This window comes from Pseudomonas sp. S30_BP2TU TE3576 (genome assembly GCF_050436025.1).
Lineage (GTDB): Bacteria > Pseudomonadota > Gammaproteobacteria > Pseudomonadales > Pseudomonadaceae > Aquipseudomonas.
This window is the reverse complement of record NZ_JBNDLK010000001.1, coordinates 4,584,221-4,603,346: the sequence shown is the minus strand read 5'-3', so window position 1 is coordinate 4,603,346 and position 19,126 is coordinate 4,584,221. Positions and strand designations below refer to the sequence as shown.

At 60.6% G+C, this 19,126-nt stretch carries 15 protein-coding genes and 2 pseudogenes; 15 read left to right on the top strand and 2 right to left on the bottom strand.

Annotated elements, in window-relative coordinates; all coding sequences use genetic code 11:
* Window positions 1–8 precede the first annotated feature (8 nt).
* The 9 genes and pseudogenes from ABIA48_RS21000 to ABIA48_RS20960 all read left to right on the top strand — a co-directional run bounded on the left by ABIA48_RS21000 (window position 9) and on the right by ABIA48_RS20960 (window position 9,959).
* The gene (locus ABIA48_RS21000; protein WP_204933195.1) at window positions 9–473 is read left to right on the top strand and encodes a methylglyoxal synthase; all 465 of its coding nucleotides are present in this window, start codon (window positions 9–11) and stop codon (window positions 471–473) included.
* 77 nt (window positions 474–550) lie between these two features.
* Window positions 551–1,078 (top strand): RNA polymerase sigma factor, encoded by a 528-nt coding sequence (locus ABIA48_RS20995; protein WP_429491053.1) that lies wholly within the window; start codon window positions 551–553, stop codon window positions 1,076–1,078.
* 99 nt (window positions 1,079–1,177) lie between these two features.
* The gene (locus ABIA48_RS20990) at window positions 1,178–2,143 is read left to right on the top strand and encodes a FecR family protein (RefSeq protein ID WP_429491052.1); all 966 of its coding nucleotides are present in this window, start codon (window positions 1,178–1,180) and stop codon (window positions 2,141–2,143) included.
* Between the two features lie 122 nt (window positions 2,144–2,265).
* Window positions 2,266–4,830 (top strand): TonB-dependent receptor, encoded by a 2,565-nt coding sequence (locus ABIA48_RS20985; RefSeq protein WP_429491051.1) that lies wholly within the window; start codon window positions 2,266–2,268, stop codon window positions 4,828–4,830.
* Between the two features lie 113 nt (window positions 4,831–4,943).
* A complete protein-coding gene (locus ABIA48_RS20980) occupies window positions 4,944–5,546 on the top strand; it encodes a biliverdin-producing heme oxygenase (RefSeq protein ID WP_429491050.1) in 603 nt (200 codons plus the stop codon).
* 161 nt (window positions 5,547–5,707) lie between these two features.
* On the top strand, window positions 5,708–6,097 hold the full coding sequence (locus tag ABIA48_RS20975; protein ID WP_429491049.1) for a YbaN family protein: 390 nt from the start codon (window positions 5,708–5,710) through the stop codon (window positions 6,095–6,097).
* Window positions 6,098–6,298: 201 nt separating this feature from the next.
* Window positions 6,299–7,531, top strand: a pseudogene (locus tag ABIA48_RS20970) (chemotaxis protein); the annotation flags it as partial.
* 150 nt (window positions 7,532–7,681) lie between these two features.
* The gene (locus tag ABIA48_RS20965) at window positions 7,682–8,437 is read left to right on the top strand and encodes a methyl-accepting chemotaxis protein (protein WP_429492901.1); all 756 of its coding nucleotides are present in this window, start codon (window positions 7,682–7,684) and stop codon (window positions 8,435–8,437) included.
* A gap of 172 nt (window positions 8,438–8,609) precedes the next feature.
* Window positions 8,610–9,959: a CoA transferase gene (locus ABIA48_RS20960; protein WP_429491048.1), complete on the top strand. Its 1,350-nt coding sequence runs from the start codon at window positions 8,610–8,612 to the stop codon at window positions 9,957–9,959.
* A 112-nt stretch (window positions 9,960–10,071) separates the two neighbouring features.
* Here the strand turns inward: ABIA48_RS20960 and ABIA48_RS20955 are convergent, their stop codons facing one another.
* Window positions 10,072–10,935, bottom strand: a complete 864-nt coding sequence (locus ABIA48_RS20955) for a DNA-3-methyladenine glycosylase family protein (protein WP_429491046.1) — start codon at window positions 10,933–10,935, stop codon at window positions 10,072–10,074.
* A pseudogene (locus ABIA48_RS20950) lies at window positions 10,932–11,072 on the bottom strand (hypothetical protein); the annotation flags it as partial. The pseudogene ABIA48_RS20950 and the gene ABIA48_RS20955, both read right to left, overlap by 4 nt.
* A gap of 560 nt (window positions 11,073–11,632) precedes the next feature.
* On the opposite strand from ABIA48_RS20950, the gene arcD reads away from it, so the two are divergent.
* From arcD to ABIA48_RS20920, 6 genes are all read left to right on the top strand, one after another.
* Window positions 11,633–13,060 carry an arginine-ornithine antiporter gene (gene arcD, locus ABIA48_RS20945; protein ID WP_429491045.1) on the top strand — a complete coding sequence of 476 codons (1,428 nt, stop codon included), beginning with the start codon at window positions 11,633–11,635 and terminating at the stop codon, window positions 13,058–13,060.
* 33 nt (window positions 13,061–13,093) lie between these two features.
* The gene (arcA, locus tag ABIA48_RS20940) at window positions 13,094–14,350 is read left to right on the top strand and encodes an arginine deiminase (RefSeq protein ID WP_429491043.1); all 1,257 of its coding nucleotides are present in this window, start codon (window positions 13,094–13,096) and stop codon (window positions 14,348–14,350) included.
* Window positions 14,351–14,419: 69 nt separating this feature from the next.
* Window positions 14,420–15,430, top strand: a complete 1,011-nt coding sequence (locus ABIA48_RS20935; protein WP_007974406.1) for an ornithine carbamoyltransferase — start codon at window positions 14,420–14,422, stop codon at window positions 15,428–15,430.
* A gap of 189 nt (window positions 15,431–15,619) precedes the next feature.
* Window positions 15,620–16,549: a carbamate kinase gene (gene arcC, locus ABIA48_RS20930; RefSeq protein ID WP_429491042.1), complete on the top strand. Its 930-nt coding sequence runs from the start codon at window positions 15,620–15,622 to the stop codon at window positions 16,547–16,549.
* 64 nt (window positions 16,550–16,613) lie between these two features.
* Window positions 16,614–16,976 carry a DUF5064 family protein gene (locus ABIA48_RS20925; protein WP_429491041.1) on the top strand — a complete coding sequence of 121 codons (363 nt, stop codon included), beginning with the start codon at window positions 16,614–16,616 and terminating at the stop codon, window positions 16,974–16,976.
* 210 nt (window positions 16,977–17,186) lie between these two features.
* Window positions 17,187–18,695 (top strand): sigma-54-dependent transcriptional regulator, encoded by a 1,509-nt coding sequence (locus ABIA48_RS20920; RefSeq protein WP_429491039.1) that lies wholly within the window; start codon window positions 17,187–17,189, stop codon window positions 18,693–18,695.
* Window positions 18,696–19,126 lie beyond the last annotated feature (431 nt).

Sequence of the window (19,126 nt, the reverse complement as noted above, 5' to 3'; positions counted from 1 at the left end):
GACCATCGATGATCGGCATCAGCTTTACGCAAAAGACCATGGCAGCGCGCAAGCGTATTGCCCTGGTCGCCCATGACCACTGCAAGGTGTTCTTGCTGGACTGGGCCGAACGGCAAAAACACAAACTGGCCCAGCATGATCTGGTCGCCACCGGCACCACGGGCTTGTTGTTGCAACAACGCCTCGGCCTGCCGGTGCACAGCATGATCAGCGGGCCACTGGGCGGCGACCAACAGCTCGGCGCGCAAATTGCCGAACAGCGGGTCGACATGCTGGTGTTTTTCTGGGATCCGTTCGAACCCCAGCCCCACGACCCGGATATCAAGGCATTGCTGCGGGTCGCGGCGGTTTGGAACATCCCGGTGGCGTGCAACGAATGCAGCGCCGACTATTTGCTCAGCAGCCCGCTGATGGATCAGGCACACCTCCATCGGATTCCCGATTACGCGACCTATTTGCAGGGTCGCGCATAAAGCTTCACAAATCAGTACTTGACCATTCGAGTAGATGATAAGCATTATCATTTGCTCGAAATGGATCAGGTCCTCCCGTGAGTCAGTCGCGCTTCAACCACGTTTTCCTCACCCAGCGCACTTCCCTGCTGCGCACGCTGGAACGGATGGTCAACAATCACAGCACCGCTGAAGACCTCTTGCAGGAAACCTATCTGCGGGTGACCCGCGCGTTGAGCGAACGGGCCATCGATCATCTTGAGCCCTTTGTCTTCCAGACGGCGCGCAATCTGGCGCTGGACCATTTGCGCGCGCGGCGCATCCATTCGCGCACCATGGTCGACGACGTGCCACAAGAGGTGATGCACAGCGTCGCCGACCCCACCAGCAGCGCCGAAGACGCTGCCCATGCCGAACAATTGCTGGAGCGCCTGAACGTGAGCCTCAGTGAACTCAGCGCCCGCCAGCAGCGGATTTTCATCCTCAGTCGCCTGCACGGGCACAGCTACCAGGAAATCGCCGACAAGCTGAACGTATCCCTCAGCACCGTGCAGAAAGAACTCAAACTGATCATGTCGATCTGCATGGGTGTCGCCGAAAGGAATGACGGCAGCGGCAAGCTATAAGCGGCAAGCTACAAGTCAAACCCGAAACCAACTTTAGCTTGCAGCTTGCGGCTCGCGGCTTAAAACTGCTGCTCAAAAAGCCCCCGCCGAGGAAACACCGTGACGGACAACCACCGCTCCCCCGAGCCTTCACTGGCGCAGGATCCCGCAAGCGCGATGGACCAGGCCCTGGACTGGTTGATCGTGCTCGGCAGTCCCGACGAGGAGCAGAGCCGCCAATTCCACGCATGGCTCGACGCCGATCCGTTGAATGCCCAGGCGTTCGCCAAGGCCCAGGCGATCTGGGACGGCCCGCAAGTGGCGCAATGCGCGCAAAGCCTGGCTGCCCGTCCCGCGAAAGTCACAGTCCTCGCCCGCCTGCGTCCGCACTGGAAACCGCTGGCCACCGCCGCCGTGCTGCTGCTCGGGATGTTCAGTTTCAGCAATTTGCCAATGCGCCTGCAAGCTGACCACTTGACCGTGGTCGGGGAGCGCCAGCGTCTGCAACTGGAGGACGGCTCCAGGGTTCTGCTCAATACCGATTCGGCGTTTTCCAGCACCATCAACGATCGACAACGGGTTGCCCGCCTGTACCAGGGCGAAGCGTTTTTCGAAGTGCAGGCCAACCACAGCCAGCCACTGGAAATCGACGCCGGCCCGGTCACGGCCAGCGTTCGCGATACCGCGTTTGCCGTGCGTTACCTCGACGGCGTGGCACAGGTGCGGGTGCAGCGCGGCGATGTCGACTTGCGAGCCACCCGCGACGATGCGCGAGTGCGCTTGTCCGCCGGGGAAAGCATCCGCATCGGCCCCAACGGTTTCGACCGCCCGGCCAAGCTGGATGCCGCCACCGAACTGGCATGGGTCCAGGGGCGACTGGTGTTTGAAAACTGCCCGTTGAACCAGGTGCTGGCAGAACTTCGCCGCTACTACCCGGGCTGGATCATCAACAACAACGAGCAGTTGGCCGATGTCGCCGTGACGGGCAACTATCGCCTCGACCAGCCGCTGGACGTAGTTCGCGCCCTGGCCCACATCACCTCGGCACGGCTCCAGGAATTCCCGGCGCTGGTCATCCTGAACTGAATGAGAATTATTTTTACTCGATAGCCAAACCCCGTACGTCTCGTTATAGCCAATGCAATTGATTCGCATCTAACCATGCCGATCAGCACCTATAAAGATTCGTGCGACACGGAGCGCTATCGATGTCCTCTCGCCTCACCCGCCCAGCCTCTTCACCCTCCCGCGTACTGTCGCTGCTGACCGCCGCCATCCTGACGGCCGGTGCCGCCCCACTCATGGCCGCCACCGCCGCCGAGCCGTCGACTCGTAAAATGGGCGATTACTCGTTCGCCATTCCCCAACAGTCACTGGTGTTGGCACTCAATGCCTTTACTGCCGTGACAGGCTGGCAGGTCGGTGTGTCGTCGGAGCTGGCGCAAGGCGTGGCTTCGCCGGGAGTACGCGGCTCCCTGTCACCGGAAAAAGCCCTGGATCGCCTGTTGGTGGGGACCAACCTGAGCTATCGCAAACTGGGCAACAACAGCATTGTTCTGGAAAAGCGCGCCAACAGCGGTGCCCTCAGCCTGGATCAGGTGACCATCAGTGCAACCCGTAATGAACAGAGTGTGAACAGCGTGCCGAGCACGGTCTCTGTCTACACACGCGAGGATCTGGACCGCAACAACGTCAATACCATCAAGGAACTGGTGCGCTATGAACCCGGTGTTTCGGTGGGCGGTTCGGGCCAACGCGCCGGCATCACCGGTTACAACATTCGCGGCATCGATGGTGACCGAGTGCTGACCCAGATCGATGGCGTGCAGGTGCCCGACGGTTTCTTCAACGGCCCGTATGCCCAGACCAACCGCAACTATGTCGACCCGGAAATCGTCAAGCGTGTGGAAATCCTCCGGGGTCCGGCCTCTGTTTTGTACGGCAGCAATGCCATTGGCGGCGCCGTCAGCTACTACACGCTGGACCCGGACGACATCATCAAACCGGGCAAGGATGTCGGCGCACGGCTGAAAACCGGCTACAGCTCCGCCGACGACAGCTGGCTGACCTCCGGCACCATCGCCGGCCGCACCGGCGAGTTCGATGGCCTGCTGCATCTCAGTCAACGCAACGGTCATGAAACAGAGTCCTTTGGCGAAACCGGCGGCACTGGCCTGAACCGCACTGCAGCCAACCCCCAGGACGTGCGCACCACCAGCGTGCTGGCCAAACTGGGCTGGAACTACGCCGACGACGCACGCCTGGGCCTGACCTACGAGAATTACACGGACGATCGCGACACCAATCAATTGAGCGCGGTGGGCGGCCCGTTCAATGCCGGACGTGGTTTCGGCTTCTATAAGTCCCGCACCGGCAACGACACGATCACCCGCGAACGCTTTGGCCTGGAACACAGCTTCGGCCTGGACAGCTTGCTGGCAGACAACATCAAGTGGACGCTGAACTACCAGATCGCCAAGACCGACCAGAGCACCGAAGAAATCTACGCGCCCTCGCGGACTGTGCTGCGTAACCGCGATACCAACTTCAAGGATCGCCAATGGATATTCGATGCCCAGGCTGACAAGTCGTTTGCCATCGCCGACACCGAACACCTCGTCACTTATGGCACCACCATCAAGCAGGATAAAGTCACCGGCCTGCGTACCGGTACCGGCACCTGTCTGACCGTGGCCGGTGCCTGCCGGGTCATTGGTGCCCCTAGCGCCCTCGACACACTGAAACCCGCCAGTGACTTCCCGGACCCGACCATCAATAGCTACAGCCTGTTCGCCCAGGATCAGATCAGCTGGGGCAACTGGACCTTCATGCCCGGTGCACGCTACGACTACACCGAGCTCAAGCCGCACATCACCGAAGAGTTCCTGACCACCGCTGACCAGAGCGACAACGGCACGGTGAGCGACGACACCAAGACCTGGCATCGTCTGTCGCCGAAATTCGGCACTACCTACAGCTTCAACGATAACTACACCTGGTACGGCCAATACGCCGAAGGCTTCCGCACACCGACCGCCAAGGCGTTGTATGGTCGTTTCGAAAACCTCGCCGGCGGCTATCGGGTCGCGCCTAATCCGGACCTGGAACCGGAAAAAAGCAAAAGCTACGAAACCGGTTTGCGTGGCAACTTCGAGCAGGGCTCGTTTCACGTTGCGGTGTTCTACAACAAATACCGCGACTTCATTAACGAGAACGCCATCACCCCCGGCTACACCGAGACCACCTTCCAGAGCAACAACATCAAGCACGCCACCATCAAGGGTGCCGAGGTCAAGGGACGCCTGAACCTCGACGCCTTCGGTGCCCCGCAGGGCCTCTACACCCAGGGCTCGGTGGCCTATGCCTACGGTCGCAACGACGACAGCGGCGAACCGCTCAACAGCGTCAACCCGCTGACCGGCGTGTTCGGCCTCGGTTACGACCAGGACAATTACGGCGGTTTGCTCAGCTGGACCCTGGTGAAGAAGAAAGATCGCGTCGACAGCACCAGCTTCAAAACACCGGACGGCACCAGCACCCAATTCAAGACCCCGGGCTTCGGCATTCTGGACCTGAGCGCCTTCTATAAAGTGACCGACGACGTGACCGTCAACGGCGGCATCTTCAACCTGACCGACAAGAAATACTGGCTGTGGGATGACGTGCGCGGCTACGACAGCGTCGGCGAAGCGTCGGTGACCCAGCCGGCCAACCTCGATCGCCTGACCCAGCCGGGTCGCAACTTTGCGGTCAACGTGATCTGGGATATCTGATCCGCTCATCTCGCCGGGCGGTTTCAACAAGCCGCCCGGTGAGGATTTTTTACTGTCAGGCGCCTGCTTGTTCGTCTCGTTACCAAGCGCCTTTTTTCCCCCAAGGAATTGCCATGACTACCCAGGCCACCGAACAACGCCCCAACCTGCGTTCGCAACGTTTGAACCAGATCACCCACGAGCCGCACAGCAAGCTCGATACCCTGGTCAAGGCCCATGCCCCGTTTGAAACCCCGGCCAATTTCGCCCGCTTCGTGGTGGCACAGTACCTGTTCCAGTCGGAACTGGTCTCGCTGTACAACGATGCCGAACTGACCGCCATCGTCCCGGACCTGCCAGCCCGCTGCCGTGCCGATGCAGCCAAGGCCGACCTCGCGGACCTGGACACCGACGTGCCGGCGCCTGTCGCCGGTGCACTCAAGCACCCGACCAAGGCCGAAGCCCTGGGCTGGATCTTTGTGTCGGAAGGTTCGAAGCTCGGTGCCGCGTTCCTGATCAAGCGTGCCGTGGGCCTTGGCCTGAGCGAAACCTTTGGCGCCCGTCACCTTGGCGAACCGGCCGGTGGCCGCGCTGAAGGCTGGAAAAGCTTCGTCAAAACCCTGGATAGCCTGGTGTTCAGCGCCCAGGAAGAGACCGAAGTGGAAAAAGGCGCCATCGACGCGTTCAACCGTTTTACCGTGTTGCTGCAGCGGGCTTACGCCACCGAAGCCGCCTGACCCCACGCGTTTCCCTCGTGGGAGCGGGCTTGCTCGCGAAGGGGTCATCAGCCTCAACATCAACGTTGACTGACACACCGCTTTCGCGAGCAAGCCCGCTCCCACAGAGGACGAAGCAAATCTGTCAGATTCCGATCCGCCTCACGTATTGCCTTGAGCCCATGCCCACCTCTTCCAGACTCTCCCGCCTCCTCTTCGGCCTGTTGGCCTATGTCAGCCTGGGCATCGGCCTGATCGCCATCGTCATTCCCGGCCTGCCAACCACCGAATTCATCCTGCTGGCCGCCTGGGCCGCGACCCGAAGTTCGCCGCGCCTGAGTGCCTGGCTGGAAAACCACCGGCTGTTCGGCCCCATCCTCCATAACTGGCGCAACGGCAAGGTCATCGCGCGCCGGGCCAAGGTCAGTGCCACCGTCAGCATGTTGTTATGTGCAGGTCTCATGCTGGTAATGCTCGAGCACGGCTGGCCGATCTACCTGGCGATTGCCGGCATGGGGCTGGGCAACCTGTGGATCTGGTCACGACCGGAATCCTTGCCGCAACCCTCCTGAACTCACCCCGCGTTTTTTCCTCTTTTTACCCCCATTTTCGGCACATTTTTCTGCGCAAACGTTCAACCGATACCGTTCGTCGGCACCCCATTCATGTAACTTGGCCTTCACGCCGATGTGCATTGCATGGCGCTAAATGGATTTAGCGAGTGAGCCGCAACGGCTCGCAGCCAACACTTCATCCATTCGCGAGTTCGCCCTATGTTCGACTCACTGTCCATCCGCCTGAAAATCGTCCTGCTGTCCGGTCTGTGCCTGCTGGGAGTAGTCGCCTTGATAGTCGGCATGAACATCTACCAGACCAATCAGAACGATGATCTGGTCAACGATTCCAGCAGCAGAATGCTCACCGCCAGTGTGCAGGACCTGCTCCAGGCCAAAGCCGCCGAGCAAGCGGTGCGGGTGCAGAAGACCTTCGGTGAAACCCTCACGGTGGTGACCGCCCTGGCGGATCAGATCAAGGACATGCGCGCCATGGCCGCCAAGCGCTCGCTTGAGCCCGGCGCCCTGCGTGAAGAGTTGAACCAGAGCCTGAAAACCGCCTTCGAGCGCAACGGCAAGGTGCTGGGCATCTGGTTGGCGTTCGAGCCCAACGGCCTGGACGGCAAGGACAGCGAATTCGTCAATGACGCCTTGCGCCAGTCCAACGAGATCGGTCGTTACGCCACCTACTGGAGCCGCGCCGGCGGTGAGTCGCTGAACACGATCATGGTCGAAGAGGACATGACCAAAACCACCCTGAACCTCAGCGGCACGCCGTACAACGTCTGGTACACCTGCCCTCGGGACAGCAAGCGCACCTGTCTGCTCGACCCCTACGCCGATACTGTCGGCGGCAAGGAAGTGTTGATGACCAGCATTTCCGTACCGCTGTTGGAGAATGGCAAGTCCATCGGCGTGGTCGGTATCGACATCGCCCTCGACGCCCTGCAAGCGGCGGCGGTCGGCTCCCAGCGTGAACTGTTCAACAACGCCGGGCACATGCTGATCGTCTCGGGCACGGGTGTAATGGCCGCCTACAGCGTCGATGCGGCGAAAGTCGGCAAGAGCATCGGCGACACCCTGGGCGCAGATGGCAAGGACATCCTGCAACTGCTCAGCGCTGGCGCACCGAAGATTCTCCAGCAAGGCGACCTGATCCGTGCGGTGTACCCGGTCAGCCCGATTGCCGATGCCAAGGCTTGGGCCGTGGTGATCGACTTGCCCAGACAAGTGCTGCTGGCCGACTCGGTGAAGCTGCAAACAGTGCTCGACGATGCCCAGCAAAGCGGCACGATCAAGGCCCTTGCGGTGGCGGTGATTGCCGGCCTGCTCGGTCTGCTGCTGATGTGGCTCACCGCATCGGGCGTGACCCGGCCGATCAACAGTGTGGCCGAAATGCTCAAGGCGATTGCCAGTGGCGACGGCGACCTGACCCAGCGCCTGCACTACAGCAAGAAAGACGAATTGGGCGAACTGGTAGGCTGGTTCAACCGCTTCCTCGACAAGCTGCAACCGACCATCGCGCAGATCAAGCAAAGCATTACCGACGCCCGCGGTACGGCCGATCAGTCGTCCGAGATTGCCCGCCAGACCAGTGAAGGCATGCAGGTGCAGTTCCGCGAAATCGACCAGGTCGCCACGGCGTCCAACGAAATGAGCGCCACCGCCCACGATGTCGCCAACAGCGCCTCGAACGCGGCCAACGCCGCCAAGGGTGCCGACCAGTCGGCCCGCGACGGCATGTCGATCATCGAACGCAGCACCCGCGACATCAATCAACTGGCCGAGGAGGTCAGCAAGGCCGTGACCGAAGTCGAAGCCCTGGCGGTCAACAGCGAGCAGATCGGTTCGGTGCTGGAAGTAATCCGCAGTATTGCCGAGCAAACCAACCTGCTGGCGCTCAACGCAGCCATCGAGGCCGCCCGTGCCGGTGAAAGCGGTCGCGGCTTTGCGGTGGTGGCCGACGAAGTCCGTAACCTGGCCAAACGCACCCAGGATTCGGTGGAAGAAATTCGCCTGGTGATCGAGCGCATCCAGTCCGGCACCCGCGGCGTGGTCGCCACCATGCATTCAAGCCAGACCCAGGCCCACAGCAACGCCGGGCAGATCCAGCAGGCGGTCCAGGCTTTGGGCAAAATCAGCGACGCGGTCACCGTGATCAGCGACATGAACCTTCAAATCGCCAGCGCCGCCGAACAGCAAAGCGCCGTGGCCGAAGAGGTCAACCGCAATGTCTCGGCGATCCGCAGCGTCACCGAAACCCTGACCGGCCAGGCCACTGAATCGGCGCAAATCAGCAGCCAGCTCAATTCCCTGACCACTCACCAGATGAAGTTGATGGATCAGTTCCGCGTTTAAGAAGCACCGCCGACCGATGTGGGAGCGGGCTTGCTCGCGAACGCGGTGTATCAGTCACCATCATCGTTCAATGATGGATCGTATTCGCGAGCAAGCCCGCTCCCACAGAGGGATTTCATCTGACCTGGAAACTTTTGGACTAAGATCAGGCTCTCGCTCCGGAGGGCCTTCGATGACTGATCTGCTCACGCCCATTCAAGCCGCACTCGGTTTGCCTCACACCCCGATTCCATTCACCTCCAGCGGCGCCCTGCCCTCGGCGTTTGCCGTCACTGACCTGGCCTGCGCCAGCATTGCCGCCGCCGGCCAGGCCGCCAGCGAACTGCTGCACCGACAAAACGGGCGCCTGCCCGACCTTGAAGTTGACCGACGCCTGGCGTCATTCTGGTTCGCGACCTCGATTCGCCCGACAGGCTGGAGCGTTCCACCGCTGTGGGATGCGGTCGCCGGTGACTACGCCACCTGTGATGGCTGGATTCGCCTGCACACCAACGCGCCCCATCACCGCGCCGCTGCCGAAAGCGTACTCGGTGCCTGTGCCGACCGCGCAGCGATGGCCGGCAAAGTAGCGCAATGGACGAAAAGCGAACTTGAGCAAGCGGTGGTTGATGCCGGTGGCTGTGCCGCCGAAATGCGCACCTGGGAACATTGGCAAACCCATCCTCAAGGCCAGGCGGTAAATGCCGAACCCTTGATTCAATTCGCCAACTACCCAAGCCAGAGCAGCCAACCGTGGATGGGGTCAGTGGCCCGACCACTGGCTGGCATCAAGGTGCTGGATTTGACCCGGGTGCTTGCCGGCCCCATTGCCAGCCGCTTTCTGGCTGGCCTCGGCGCCGATGTATTGCGCATCGATCCACCGACCTGGAACGAGCCAGGGGTGGTGCCGGAAGTCACTTTGGGAAAACGCTGCGCGCGCCTTGATCTGAACGACAAGTCCGACCGCGGCGTATTCGAAAACCTGCTCAAGGACGCCGACATTCTGCTCCACGGCTATCGTGCCGATGCTCTGCAGCGACTTGGCTTGGGCATGCATGAGCGCCGGCAACTGAACCCGGGCCTGATTGATGTTTGTCTCAACGCCTATGGCTGGAGCGGCCCGTGGCAAAACCGTCGGGGCTTCGACAGCCTGGTGCAGATGAGCAGTGGCATCGCCGAAGCCGGGATGCGCTGGAAAAGTGCCAACAAACCGACACCGCTCCCGGTACAAGCGCTCGATCACGCTACCGGCTACTTGATGGCGGCCAGTGCGATCAGGTTGTTGACGCAACGGTTGAGCAACGGTACAGGTGGCTCGGCGCGATTGTCGTTGGCGCGTACGGCGAAGCTGTTGATCGAGCACGGGCCCGGGACGGGCGAGGCGTTACGCGCGGAAGATGTGCAGGATCAGGCGATGCTCGTGGAGCAGACACCGTGGGGACCAGCGCACCGGTTGCATGCACCTTTGAAGATCACGGCGACGCCATTGCATTGGGCGCTTCCGGCAACGGAACTGGGTTCACATCCCGCGCAGTGGTGGTGACCGTCAGATCGCCTTCGCGGGCAAGCCCGCTCCCACATTTGGTCGCGATCACCTGTGGGAGCGGGCTTGCTCGCGAAGGCGTCAGGGTTATCGGTACAAATTCCGGATCAACTCAGTCCGCCCGACTCAACGAAGTCCAAAGAAGCTGCGCCGCATACCCTCGATAAGGCCGCCAGCCCTCAGCCCGCAACAACAGCTGCCGCGCCGTTACCGGCCCACCCTCCAGCGCTGCCAACGCATTGATCAGCCCTACGTCGCCATTGGGAAACCCATCCATCTCCCGCAACTGTCGCAACGCAATGTACTGCGCCGTCCAGTCACCAACCCCGTGCAAGGCCAGCAACCGCGCTACGCCCCCCTTCCGCCCGGACTCGAACAACCGCGGGTCATCGAGTAATGCCTGAGCCACCCCCGACAACGTCCGGCCTCGGCTTTTCGGCATGCCCAGCGTCGCCAGATCCGCCCCCGCCAGCACGCCAGCCGTGGGAAACACATGGCTTAATCCCGGCTGCGGTGAACTCAATGGCACACCGTATTGCGCCAGCAGCTTCCCCGCCAACCGGATCGCCGCCGCTACCGTAATCTGCTGCCCCAACACCGCACGGATCGCCAGTTCCAGCCCATCCCACGCCCCCGGCACTCGCAACCCGGGGCGCTCAGCAATCAACCGTGCCATCAGCGGATCAACCGCCAAGTGCCGGTGAATCGTCGACAAGTCGGCATCCAGGTCGAACATCCGCCGCAGCCTTGCGACAACTTCAGGTACGGCATCCGGGTCAGGAAAATCCAGGGTCAGCTCAAGTGCATCGGATGCAGCAGGCTGGATCGAAAATGTACCGTGAACGCCATGCAAATCGATGCTGCGCGAGTAAACACCCTCGACCACCGTTTCCAGGCCAACAATCGCCCGCGCCGACAAGAACCCCAGCAACGCCGGCCAGTCATAGGGCGGCTGGTACGCCAGCAGCAACCTCACAGACTGAGCAACCCGCTGTACAACCCATAGGCCGCCAGCCCCGCACCACCGATGACACAGGTGAAAATGCCTTTCTCGACTACCGTGAACAGTGGTTTGCCCTGCTCATGACGTGCCTTGGCAAACAGGATCGCCCCGGCATCGGCCCTGGCTGCCATGTTTTGCGGCAGGGCAAATATCCCGTCGCCAATCATCGACCCCACCACCAACGCGATCAATGCACTCAGGCGAAGCTTGCTCGGTGATTGCGACATCGTTGCATCTCCATTTCTCCGGGGGGCGACAAGTGCCGCGAGATCGTCACATAACGAGCGTCAACTAAACTGTTGAAGAGTAATAACGTTTATTGGATAACGCCAACATGCGTCTTTTTACTTGCACAAAACGGCTATTAGAAGCACCGATATAATCATTTGTTGTATACGTTTTGCTAATACATCAATTTTGTACAAAAAACCCACGGGGAAGATTGGCGGATTCTGAAAAACCAACTAGCGTCATAATTCGAAACAAAACACAAAATAACTGAAACAATCTACAAAAAGGCTCTAGAACAAGCATTACAAGCAGCCGCCTTGCAAATGATGGCACTCCGCCAACAAACTGGGGACGCTCTCATTTAATGATCCAAGTCAGCTGATTGGATAGCCAACGGAATTAGTCTGTTGCCTCTCTTCTCCTGCATTGGAGTCATGCAATGTCTGAAGCCCCCGGAAAACTCAAACTCGGCGCACTGGTTGCATTAGTCGTCGGTTCGATGATTGGTGGCGGGATCTTTTCCTTGCCGCAAAACATGGCCGCCAGCGCGGATGTCGGCGCCATTCTGATCGGTTGGGCAATCACCGCCGTCGGCATGCTCACCCTGGCGTTCGTATTCCAGACCCTGGCCAACCGCAAACCCGATCTTGATGGCGGGGTGTACGCCTACGCCAAGGCCGGGTTCGGCGACTACATGGGCTTCTCGTCCGCCTGGGGGTACTGGATCAGCGCCTGGCTGGGCAACGTTGGCTACTTCGTTTTGCTGTTCAGCACGCTCGGCTACTTCTTTCCGATATTTGGGGAGGGGAATACCCCCGCTGCCGTGATCGGTGCCTCGGTGCTGCTCTGGGCCGTACATTTCCTCGTACTGCGAGGAATAAAGGAAGCAGCGTTCATCAACCTGGTGACCACCGTCGCCAAGATTGTGCCGCTGGTGCTGTTCATGTTGATCGCGTTGTTCGCCTTCAAACTGGACATCTTCACCGCCGACATCTGGGGCCTCAAGAACCCTGACCTGGGCAGCGTGATGGACCAGGTGCGCAAAATGATGCTGGTCACCGTGTGGGTGTTCATCGGCATCGAAGGCGCGAGCATCTTTTCGGCCCGGGCGGAAAAACGCAGCGACGTGGGTAAAGCCACCGTGATCGGCTTCGTCACCGTCCTGCTGTTTTTAGTCCTGGTCAACGTGCTGTCGCTGGGGATCATGACCCAGCCGGAACTGGCCAAGTTGCAGAACCCGTCGATGGCCGCCGTACTGGAACACGTGGTCGGTCACTGGGGCGCGGTGCTGATCAGCGTCGGTTTGATCATCTCGTTGCTGGGGGCGTTGCTGTCGTGGGTGCTGCTCTGCGCGGAGATCATGTTCGCCGCTGCCAGGGACCACACCATGCCGGCGTTTTTGCGCCGCGAAAACGCCAACCATGTACCGGTCAACGCCCTGTGGCTGACCAACGCCATGGTGCAGATCTTCCTGATCATCACACTGTTCTCGGCCAGTACTTACCTGTCGCTGATCTACCTCGCCACCTCGATGATTCTGGTGCCGTACCTGTGGTCGGCAGCCTACGCGTTGCTGCTGGCGGTGCGTGGCGAAAGCTACGAAGGCGCGGCGGGCGAGCGGCAGAAGGATCTCGTCATCGGTGCCGTGGCCCTGGTCTACGCGATCTGGCTGCTGTACGCCGGCGGCATCAAATACCTGCTGTTGTCCGCCCTGCTCTACGCCCCCGGCGTGATCCTGTTTGCCAAGGCTAAGCTTGAAGTAAACAAACCGGTTTTCACCAACGTCGAGAAGCTGATTTTCGCGGCGGTGGTCGTCGGCGCCGTGGTGGCGGCCTACGGCCTCTATGACGGCTTCTTGACTCTGTAACTACCCTGTTTTGTCATCTGGAGGAACACGATAATGACCACGGTAAAAGTTAAGTACGGCGTCCATTCCGAAGCCGGCAAACTGCGCAAAGTCATGGTTTGCTCCCCAGGGCTTGCCCATCAGCGGCTGACCCCGAACAACTGCGATGAACTGCTGTTCGATGACGTGTTGTGGGTGGCCCAGGCCAAGCGCGACCACTTCGACTTCGTCACCAAGATGCGTGAACGCAACATCGATGTACTGGAAATGCACAACCTGCTGACGGACATCGTCGCCATCCCCGAAGCCCTGGACTGGATTCTGGAGCGCAAGATCACCGCCAACTCGGTGGGCCTGGGCCTGATCAACGAAACCACTTCGTGGCTGCGTAGCCTGGAGCCGCGCAAGATCGCCGAGTTCCTGATCGGCGGCGTCTCGGGCGACGACTTGCCCACCAGTTTCGGCGGCAAGGCCATCGAGATGTTCCGCGACTTCCTCGGCAACTCCAGCTTCATTCTGCCGCCGCTGCCCAACACCCAGTTCACCCGCGATACCACCTGCTGGATCTACGGTGGCGTCACCCTCAACCCGATGTACTGGCCGGCGCGCCGTCAGGAAACCCTGCTGACCACCGCCATCTACAAGTTCCACCCCGAGTTCACCAACGCCGACTTCCAGATCTGGTACGGCGACCCGGACAAGGACCATGGCAACGCCACCCTTGAGGGCGGTGATGTGATGCCGATCGGCAATGGCGTGGTGTTGATCGGCATGGGCGAACGCTCGTCGCGGCAGGCCATTGCCCAATTGGCGGTGAACCTGTTCAAAAACAAAGCCGTCGAGAAAGTGATCGTCGCCGGCCTGCCGAAATCCCGCGCGGCAATGCACCTGGACACCGTGTTCAGCTTCTGCGATCGCGACCTCGTCACGATCTTCCCGGAAGTGGTGAACCAGATTGTCGCCTTCACCCTGCGTCCCGATGAAAGCAAAGCGGGTGGCATCGACATCCGCCGCGAAGAAACCAACTTCCTCGACACTGTGGCCCAGGCCCTCAACCTCAAGGCCCTGCGTGTGGTGGAAACCGGCGGCAACAGCTTCGCCGCCGAACGCGAGCAGTGGGACGACGGCAACAACGTGGTAGCCGTGGAGCCCGGCGTGGTCATCGGCTACGACCGCAATACCTACACCAACACCCTGATGCGCAAGGCCGGGGTGGAGGTCATCACCATCAGCGCCGGCGAACTCGGCCGGGGACGGGGCGGCGGCCATTGCATGACCTGCCCGATCATCCGCGATCCGATTGACTACTAACCTATTAGCCTTGGCCCGCGCTTACCAAGTTCGGGCCAAGGGGATAACCGACACCTTAGGAGATCCAAAATGGCGTTCAATATTCATAACCGCAATCTGCTGAGTCTGGAACACCACACCCCTCGCGAATTGCGCTACCTGCTCGACCTGTCCCGCGACCTCAAACGTGCCAAGTACACCGGCACCGAACAGCAGCATCTCAAGGGCAACAACATCGCGCTGATCTTCGAAAAAACTTCGACCCGCACCCGCTGTGCGTTCGAAGTCGCCGCCTATGACCAGGGCGCCAATGTCACCTACATCGACCCGAACTCCTCGCAGATCGGTCACAAGGAAAGCATGAAGGACACCGCCCGCGTGCTCGGGCGCATGTATGACGCCATCGAATACCGTGGCTTCAAGCAGGAAATCGTCGAGGAGCTGGCCAAGTTCGCCGGCGTACCGGTGTTCAACGGCCTGACCGACGAGTATCACCCGACACAAATGATCGCCGATGTGCTGACCATGCGTGAGCACGCCGACAAGCCGATCCACGAAATCAGCTACGCCTACCTCGGCGATGCGCGTAACAACATGGGCAACTCGTTGCTGCTGATCGGCGCCAAACTCGGCATGGACGTGCGCATCTGCGCGCCAAAAGCCCTGTGGCCGGCGGACGACCTGGTGGCTCGCTGCAAACAGTACGGGGAAGAAAGCGGCGCCCGCATCACCCTCACCGAAGATCCGAAAGCGGCGGTCAAGGGCGTGGATTTCATCCACACCGACGTCTGGGTGTCGATGGGCGAACCGGTTGAAGCCTGGGCCGAACGCATCCAGCAACTGCTGCCGTACCAGGTCAACGCCGAACTGATGAAAGCCACCGGCAACCCGCGCACCAAGTTCATGCACTGCCTGCCGGCGTTCCACAACTGTGATACCAAGGTCGGCAAACAGATTGCCGAGCAGTACCCGCACCTGAGCAATGGCATCGAAGTGACCGATGACGTGTTCGAGTCGCCAGCCTGCATCGCCTTCGAGCAAGCGGAAAACCGCATGCACACCATCAAGGCGATTCTGGTGTCAACGCTGGCTGATCTTTAACGGCTGACTCGGCTCCCACTGACGGAAAAGGGTCAATGTGGGAGCGGGCTTGCTCGCGAAAGCGGTGTATCAGGCAACAGAGATGTCGGCTGACACTCCGCTTTCGCGAGCAAGCCCGCTCCCACACGGGTCCAGGTTCCACAGAAAGGCCGCGTTGCTTGCAACCTCTTTGTTTAGAAGGACTGCACCATGCGTATCGTCGTTGCTCTGGGCGGTAATGCCCTGCTCCGCCGGGGCGAACCCATGACCGCTGACAACCAGCGCGCCAACATCCGGATCGCCACCGAACAGATCGCCAAGATCCATTCCGGCAACCAACTGGTCATTGCCCACGGCAATGGCCCTCAGGTCGGCCTGCTGTCATTGCAAGCGGCTGCCTACACCTCCGTCACCCCTTACCCGCTGGACGTGCTCGGAGCCGAAACCGAAGGCATGATCGGCTACATCATCGAACAGGAACTGGGTAACCTGCTGGACTTCGAAGTGCCCTTCGCGACCCTGCTCACCCAGGTTGAAGTCGACGCCAATGACCCGGCCTTCAAAAACCCGACCAAACCCATCGGCCCGGTCTACAGCAAGGCCGATGCGGAAAAACTCGCCGCCGAGAAAGGCTGGGCCATCGCCCCGGACGGCGACAAATACCGCCGCGTGGTCGCCAGCCCGAAACCGAAACGCATCTTCGAAATCCGTCCGATCAAATGGCTGCTGGAAAAAAGCAGCATCGTGATCTGCGCCGGTGGCGGCGGCATTCCGACCATGTATACCTCGCCCGGCAAACTCGAAGGCGTCGAAGCGGTCATCGACAAAGACCTGTGCTCGGCGCTGCTGGCCGAACAGCTTGAAGCCGATCTGCTGGTGATCGCCACCGACGTCAACGCCGCCTTCATCGACTTTGGCAAACCCACGCAGAAAGCCATCGCCCAGGCTCACCCCGACGAAATGGAAAAACTCGGTTTCGCCGCCGGCTCCATGGGACCGAAGGTGCAGGCAGCCTGCGAATTCGCCCGCCATACTGGAAAAGTGGCGGTGATCGGCTCGCTCGCGGACATCGAAGCGATCGTCCAGGGCAAGGCCGGTACGCGCATCAGTACGGCGGCGCCAGGCATCAGCTATCAGTAAACGAAACTTCGGGAGCAGGCCTGGGGTCTGCCCTGATTCAAGACCTTTTGAAGGAGAGTCAACAATGGCAACGTTCGAGCCGGGTCACCTGCACATCGAGCGACACGCGCTGAACAAGGACGACGTCAGCTACAACATCTACCTCGACTATGAAGTCGCCCAGGATCCCAAGGAAGGCAAAGGGATGCTGTTCAGGATGCACGGCAGTATCCAGGGCAAGGACATGAGCGAGTCGTTCTTCCTGCCCAAGGACATGGCCTACAACTTCGCCAGCAACGTCACCAAAATTGCCGAGAAGTACGGCATCCCGAAAACCCACAGCAACATCGGTTCGGTCCACAAGCATTACGACAAAATGTTCGAAGACGTGCGTGTGCAGCTGAACATGAAATCGGGCGACCCGGTCAAACCCGAGCACCTGGAATAACGGATTCACCACAATCTACTGTGGGAGCGGGCTTGCTCGCGAAAGCGGAGTGTCAGGCACCATCGTTGGTGACTGATACAGCGCTTTCGCGAGCAAGCCCGCTCCCACAGGGGGGATCCTCGCTCTATTGAAGTCCGCGCAGGATTTCACCATTAGCCCGCCCCAAGGCATACTTGCCACCCTCCGCACTGCAGAACCCGAAACCGCCCCATGCGTATCCACGTCAGCTTCATCGACCGCGTCGGTATCACCCAGGAAGTCCTGGCCCTGCTCGGCGGGCGCAATCTGAACCTGGACGCGGTGGAAATGGTCCCGCCCAATGTTTATATCGACGCCCCGACCCTGAGCCCGCAAGTCCTCGAGGAACTGCGCGATGCCCTGTTCAGTGTGCGTGGCGTGCAAGCGGTGACAGTGGTCGACATCCTGCCCGGCCAGCGCCGGCACTTGCAGCTCGACGCGTTGCTTGCCGCCATGACCGACCCGGTGCTGGCGCTGGACAGCGACGGCAAGGTGCTGCTGGCCAACCCGGCATTGATCGCCCTGTACGGCCGCGAACCGGCCGGTGAAAGCGTGGCCGACCTGTTTGCCGACCCGGCCTTGCTCGACGCCTTGCTCGAACATGGCTTTCGCCTGCCGCTGCGGGAAATCACCGTCAACGGCCAGACCTTGTTGCTCGACGCCACGCCGATCACCGACGCCGGCGCCCTGCTGACCCTGTATCAACCGAACCGCATCGGCGAACGCCTCTCCGCACTGCATCATGATCACGCCGAAGGTTTCGATGCACTGCTCGGCGAGTCCCCGGTGATCCGCACCCTCAAGGCGCGCGCCCAGCGGGTGGCGGCCCTCGATGCACCGCTGTTGATCCAGGGTGAAACCGGCACCGGCAAGGAACTGGTGGCCCGTGCCTGCCACGCCATCAGCGCCCGGCACAGTTCACCCTTTCTGGCGCTGAACTGCGCGGCATTACCGGAGAATCTCGCCGAAAGCGAACTGTTCGGCTACGCCCCCGGCGCCTTCACCGGTGCACAACGCGGCGGCAAACCGGGGTTGATGGAACTGGCCAACCAGGGCACGGTGTTTCTCGATGAAATCGGCGAGATGTCGCCGTACCTGCAGGCCAAGCTGCTGCGCTTCCTCAACGACGGCAGTTTTCGCCGGGTCGGCGGTGACCGTGAGGTCAAGGTCAACGTACGGATCCTCAGCGCGACCCACCGCGACCTGGAAAAAATGGTCAGCGAAGGCCTGTTCCGCGAAGACCTGTTCTATCGCCTCAACGTCCTCAACGTCGAAGTCCCGCCCCTGCGCGAGCGCGGCCAGGACATTCTGCTGTTGGCCCGCTACTTCATGCAGCAGGCCTGCGCGCAGATCCAGCGACCGATCTGTCGCCTGGCGCCGGGCACTTACCCGGCGCTGCTGGGCAACCGCTGGCCGGGTAACGTGCGGCAATTGCAGAACGTGATCTTCCGTGCCGCGGCGATTTGCGAAAGCAGCCTGGTGGACATTGGCGACCTCGACATCGCCGGCACCTCGGTGGCGCGCCAGAGCGACCATGACGTCGACAGCCTGGAACAGGCCATGGACGAATTCGAGAAAACCCTGCTGGAAAAACTCTACACCAGCTACCCGTCGACCCGGCAACTCGCGACCCGCCTGCAAACCTCCCACACCGCGATTGCCCATCGGTTGCGCAAGTACGGCATACCCGGCAAGGCCTGAGGCCTGACACAGAACAACTGTGGGAGCGAGCTTGCTCGCGATTGCGGAGTCACATTCAACAAAAATGTCGACTGACACGCCCTCATCGCGAGCAAGCTCGCTCCCACAGTTTTTTGTGTTCGACATGAAATCACGCCAAAAACGACCTCCACCTGTACTGAAAGCGCTACAGCGGAACGATATCGCTACACCCCTCTCCGGTCACGGCTGTGCAAGGCTTTGATCCACCTTGGCTTTTATCCTTGACATATACCGTATCGATTTCGCTACAGCGGCTGAGTTCCAGTGTTTGTAGAAATCACCTAAATCATTGATCAATAACAATAAAAGCAACATTGGCCGCGTTCTTGCTTTGTAGTTCTCCATCACCAGGGCATCGCCCAAGCATTCAATCGCGTCCACCAGACGAGTCTGGCCCCTTAGGAGTTTCC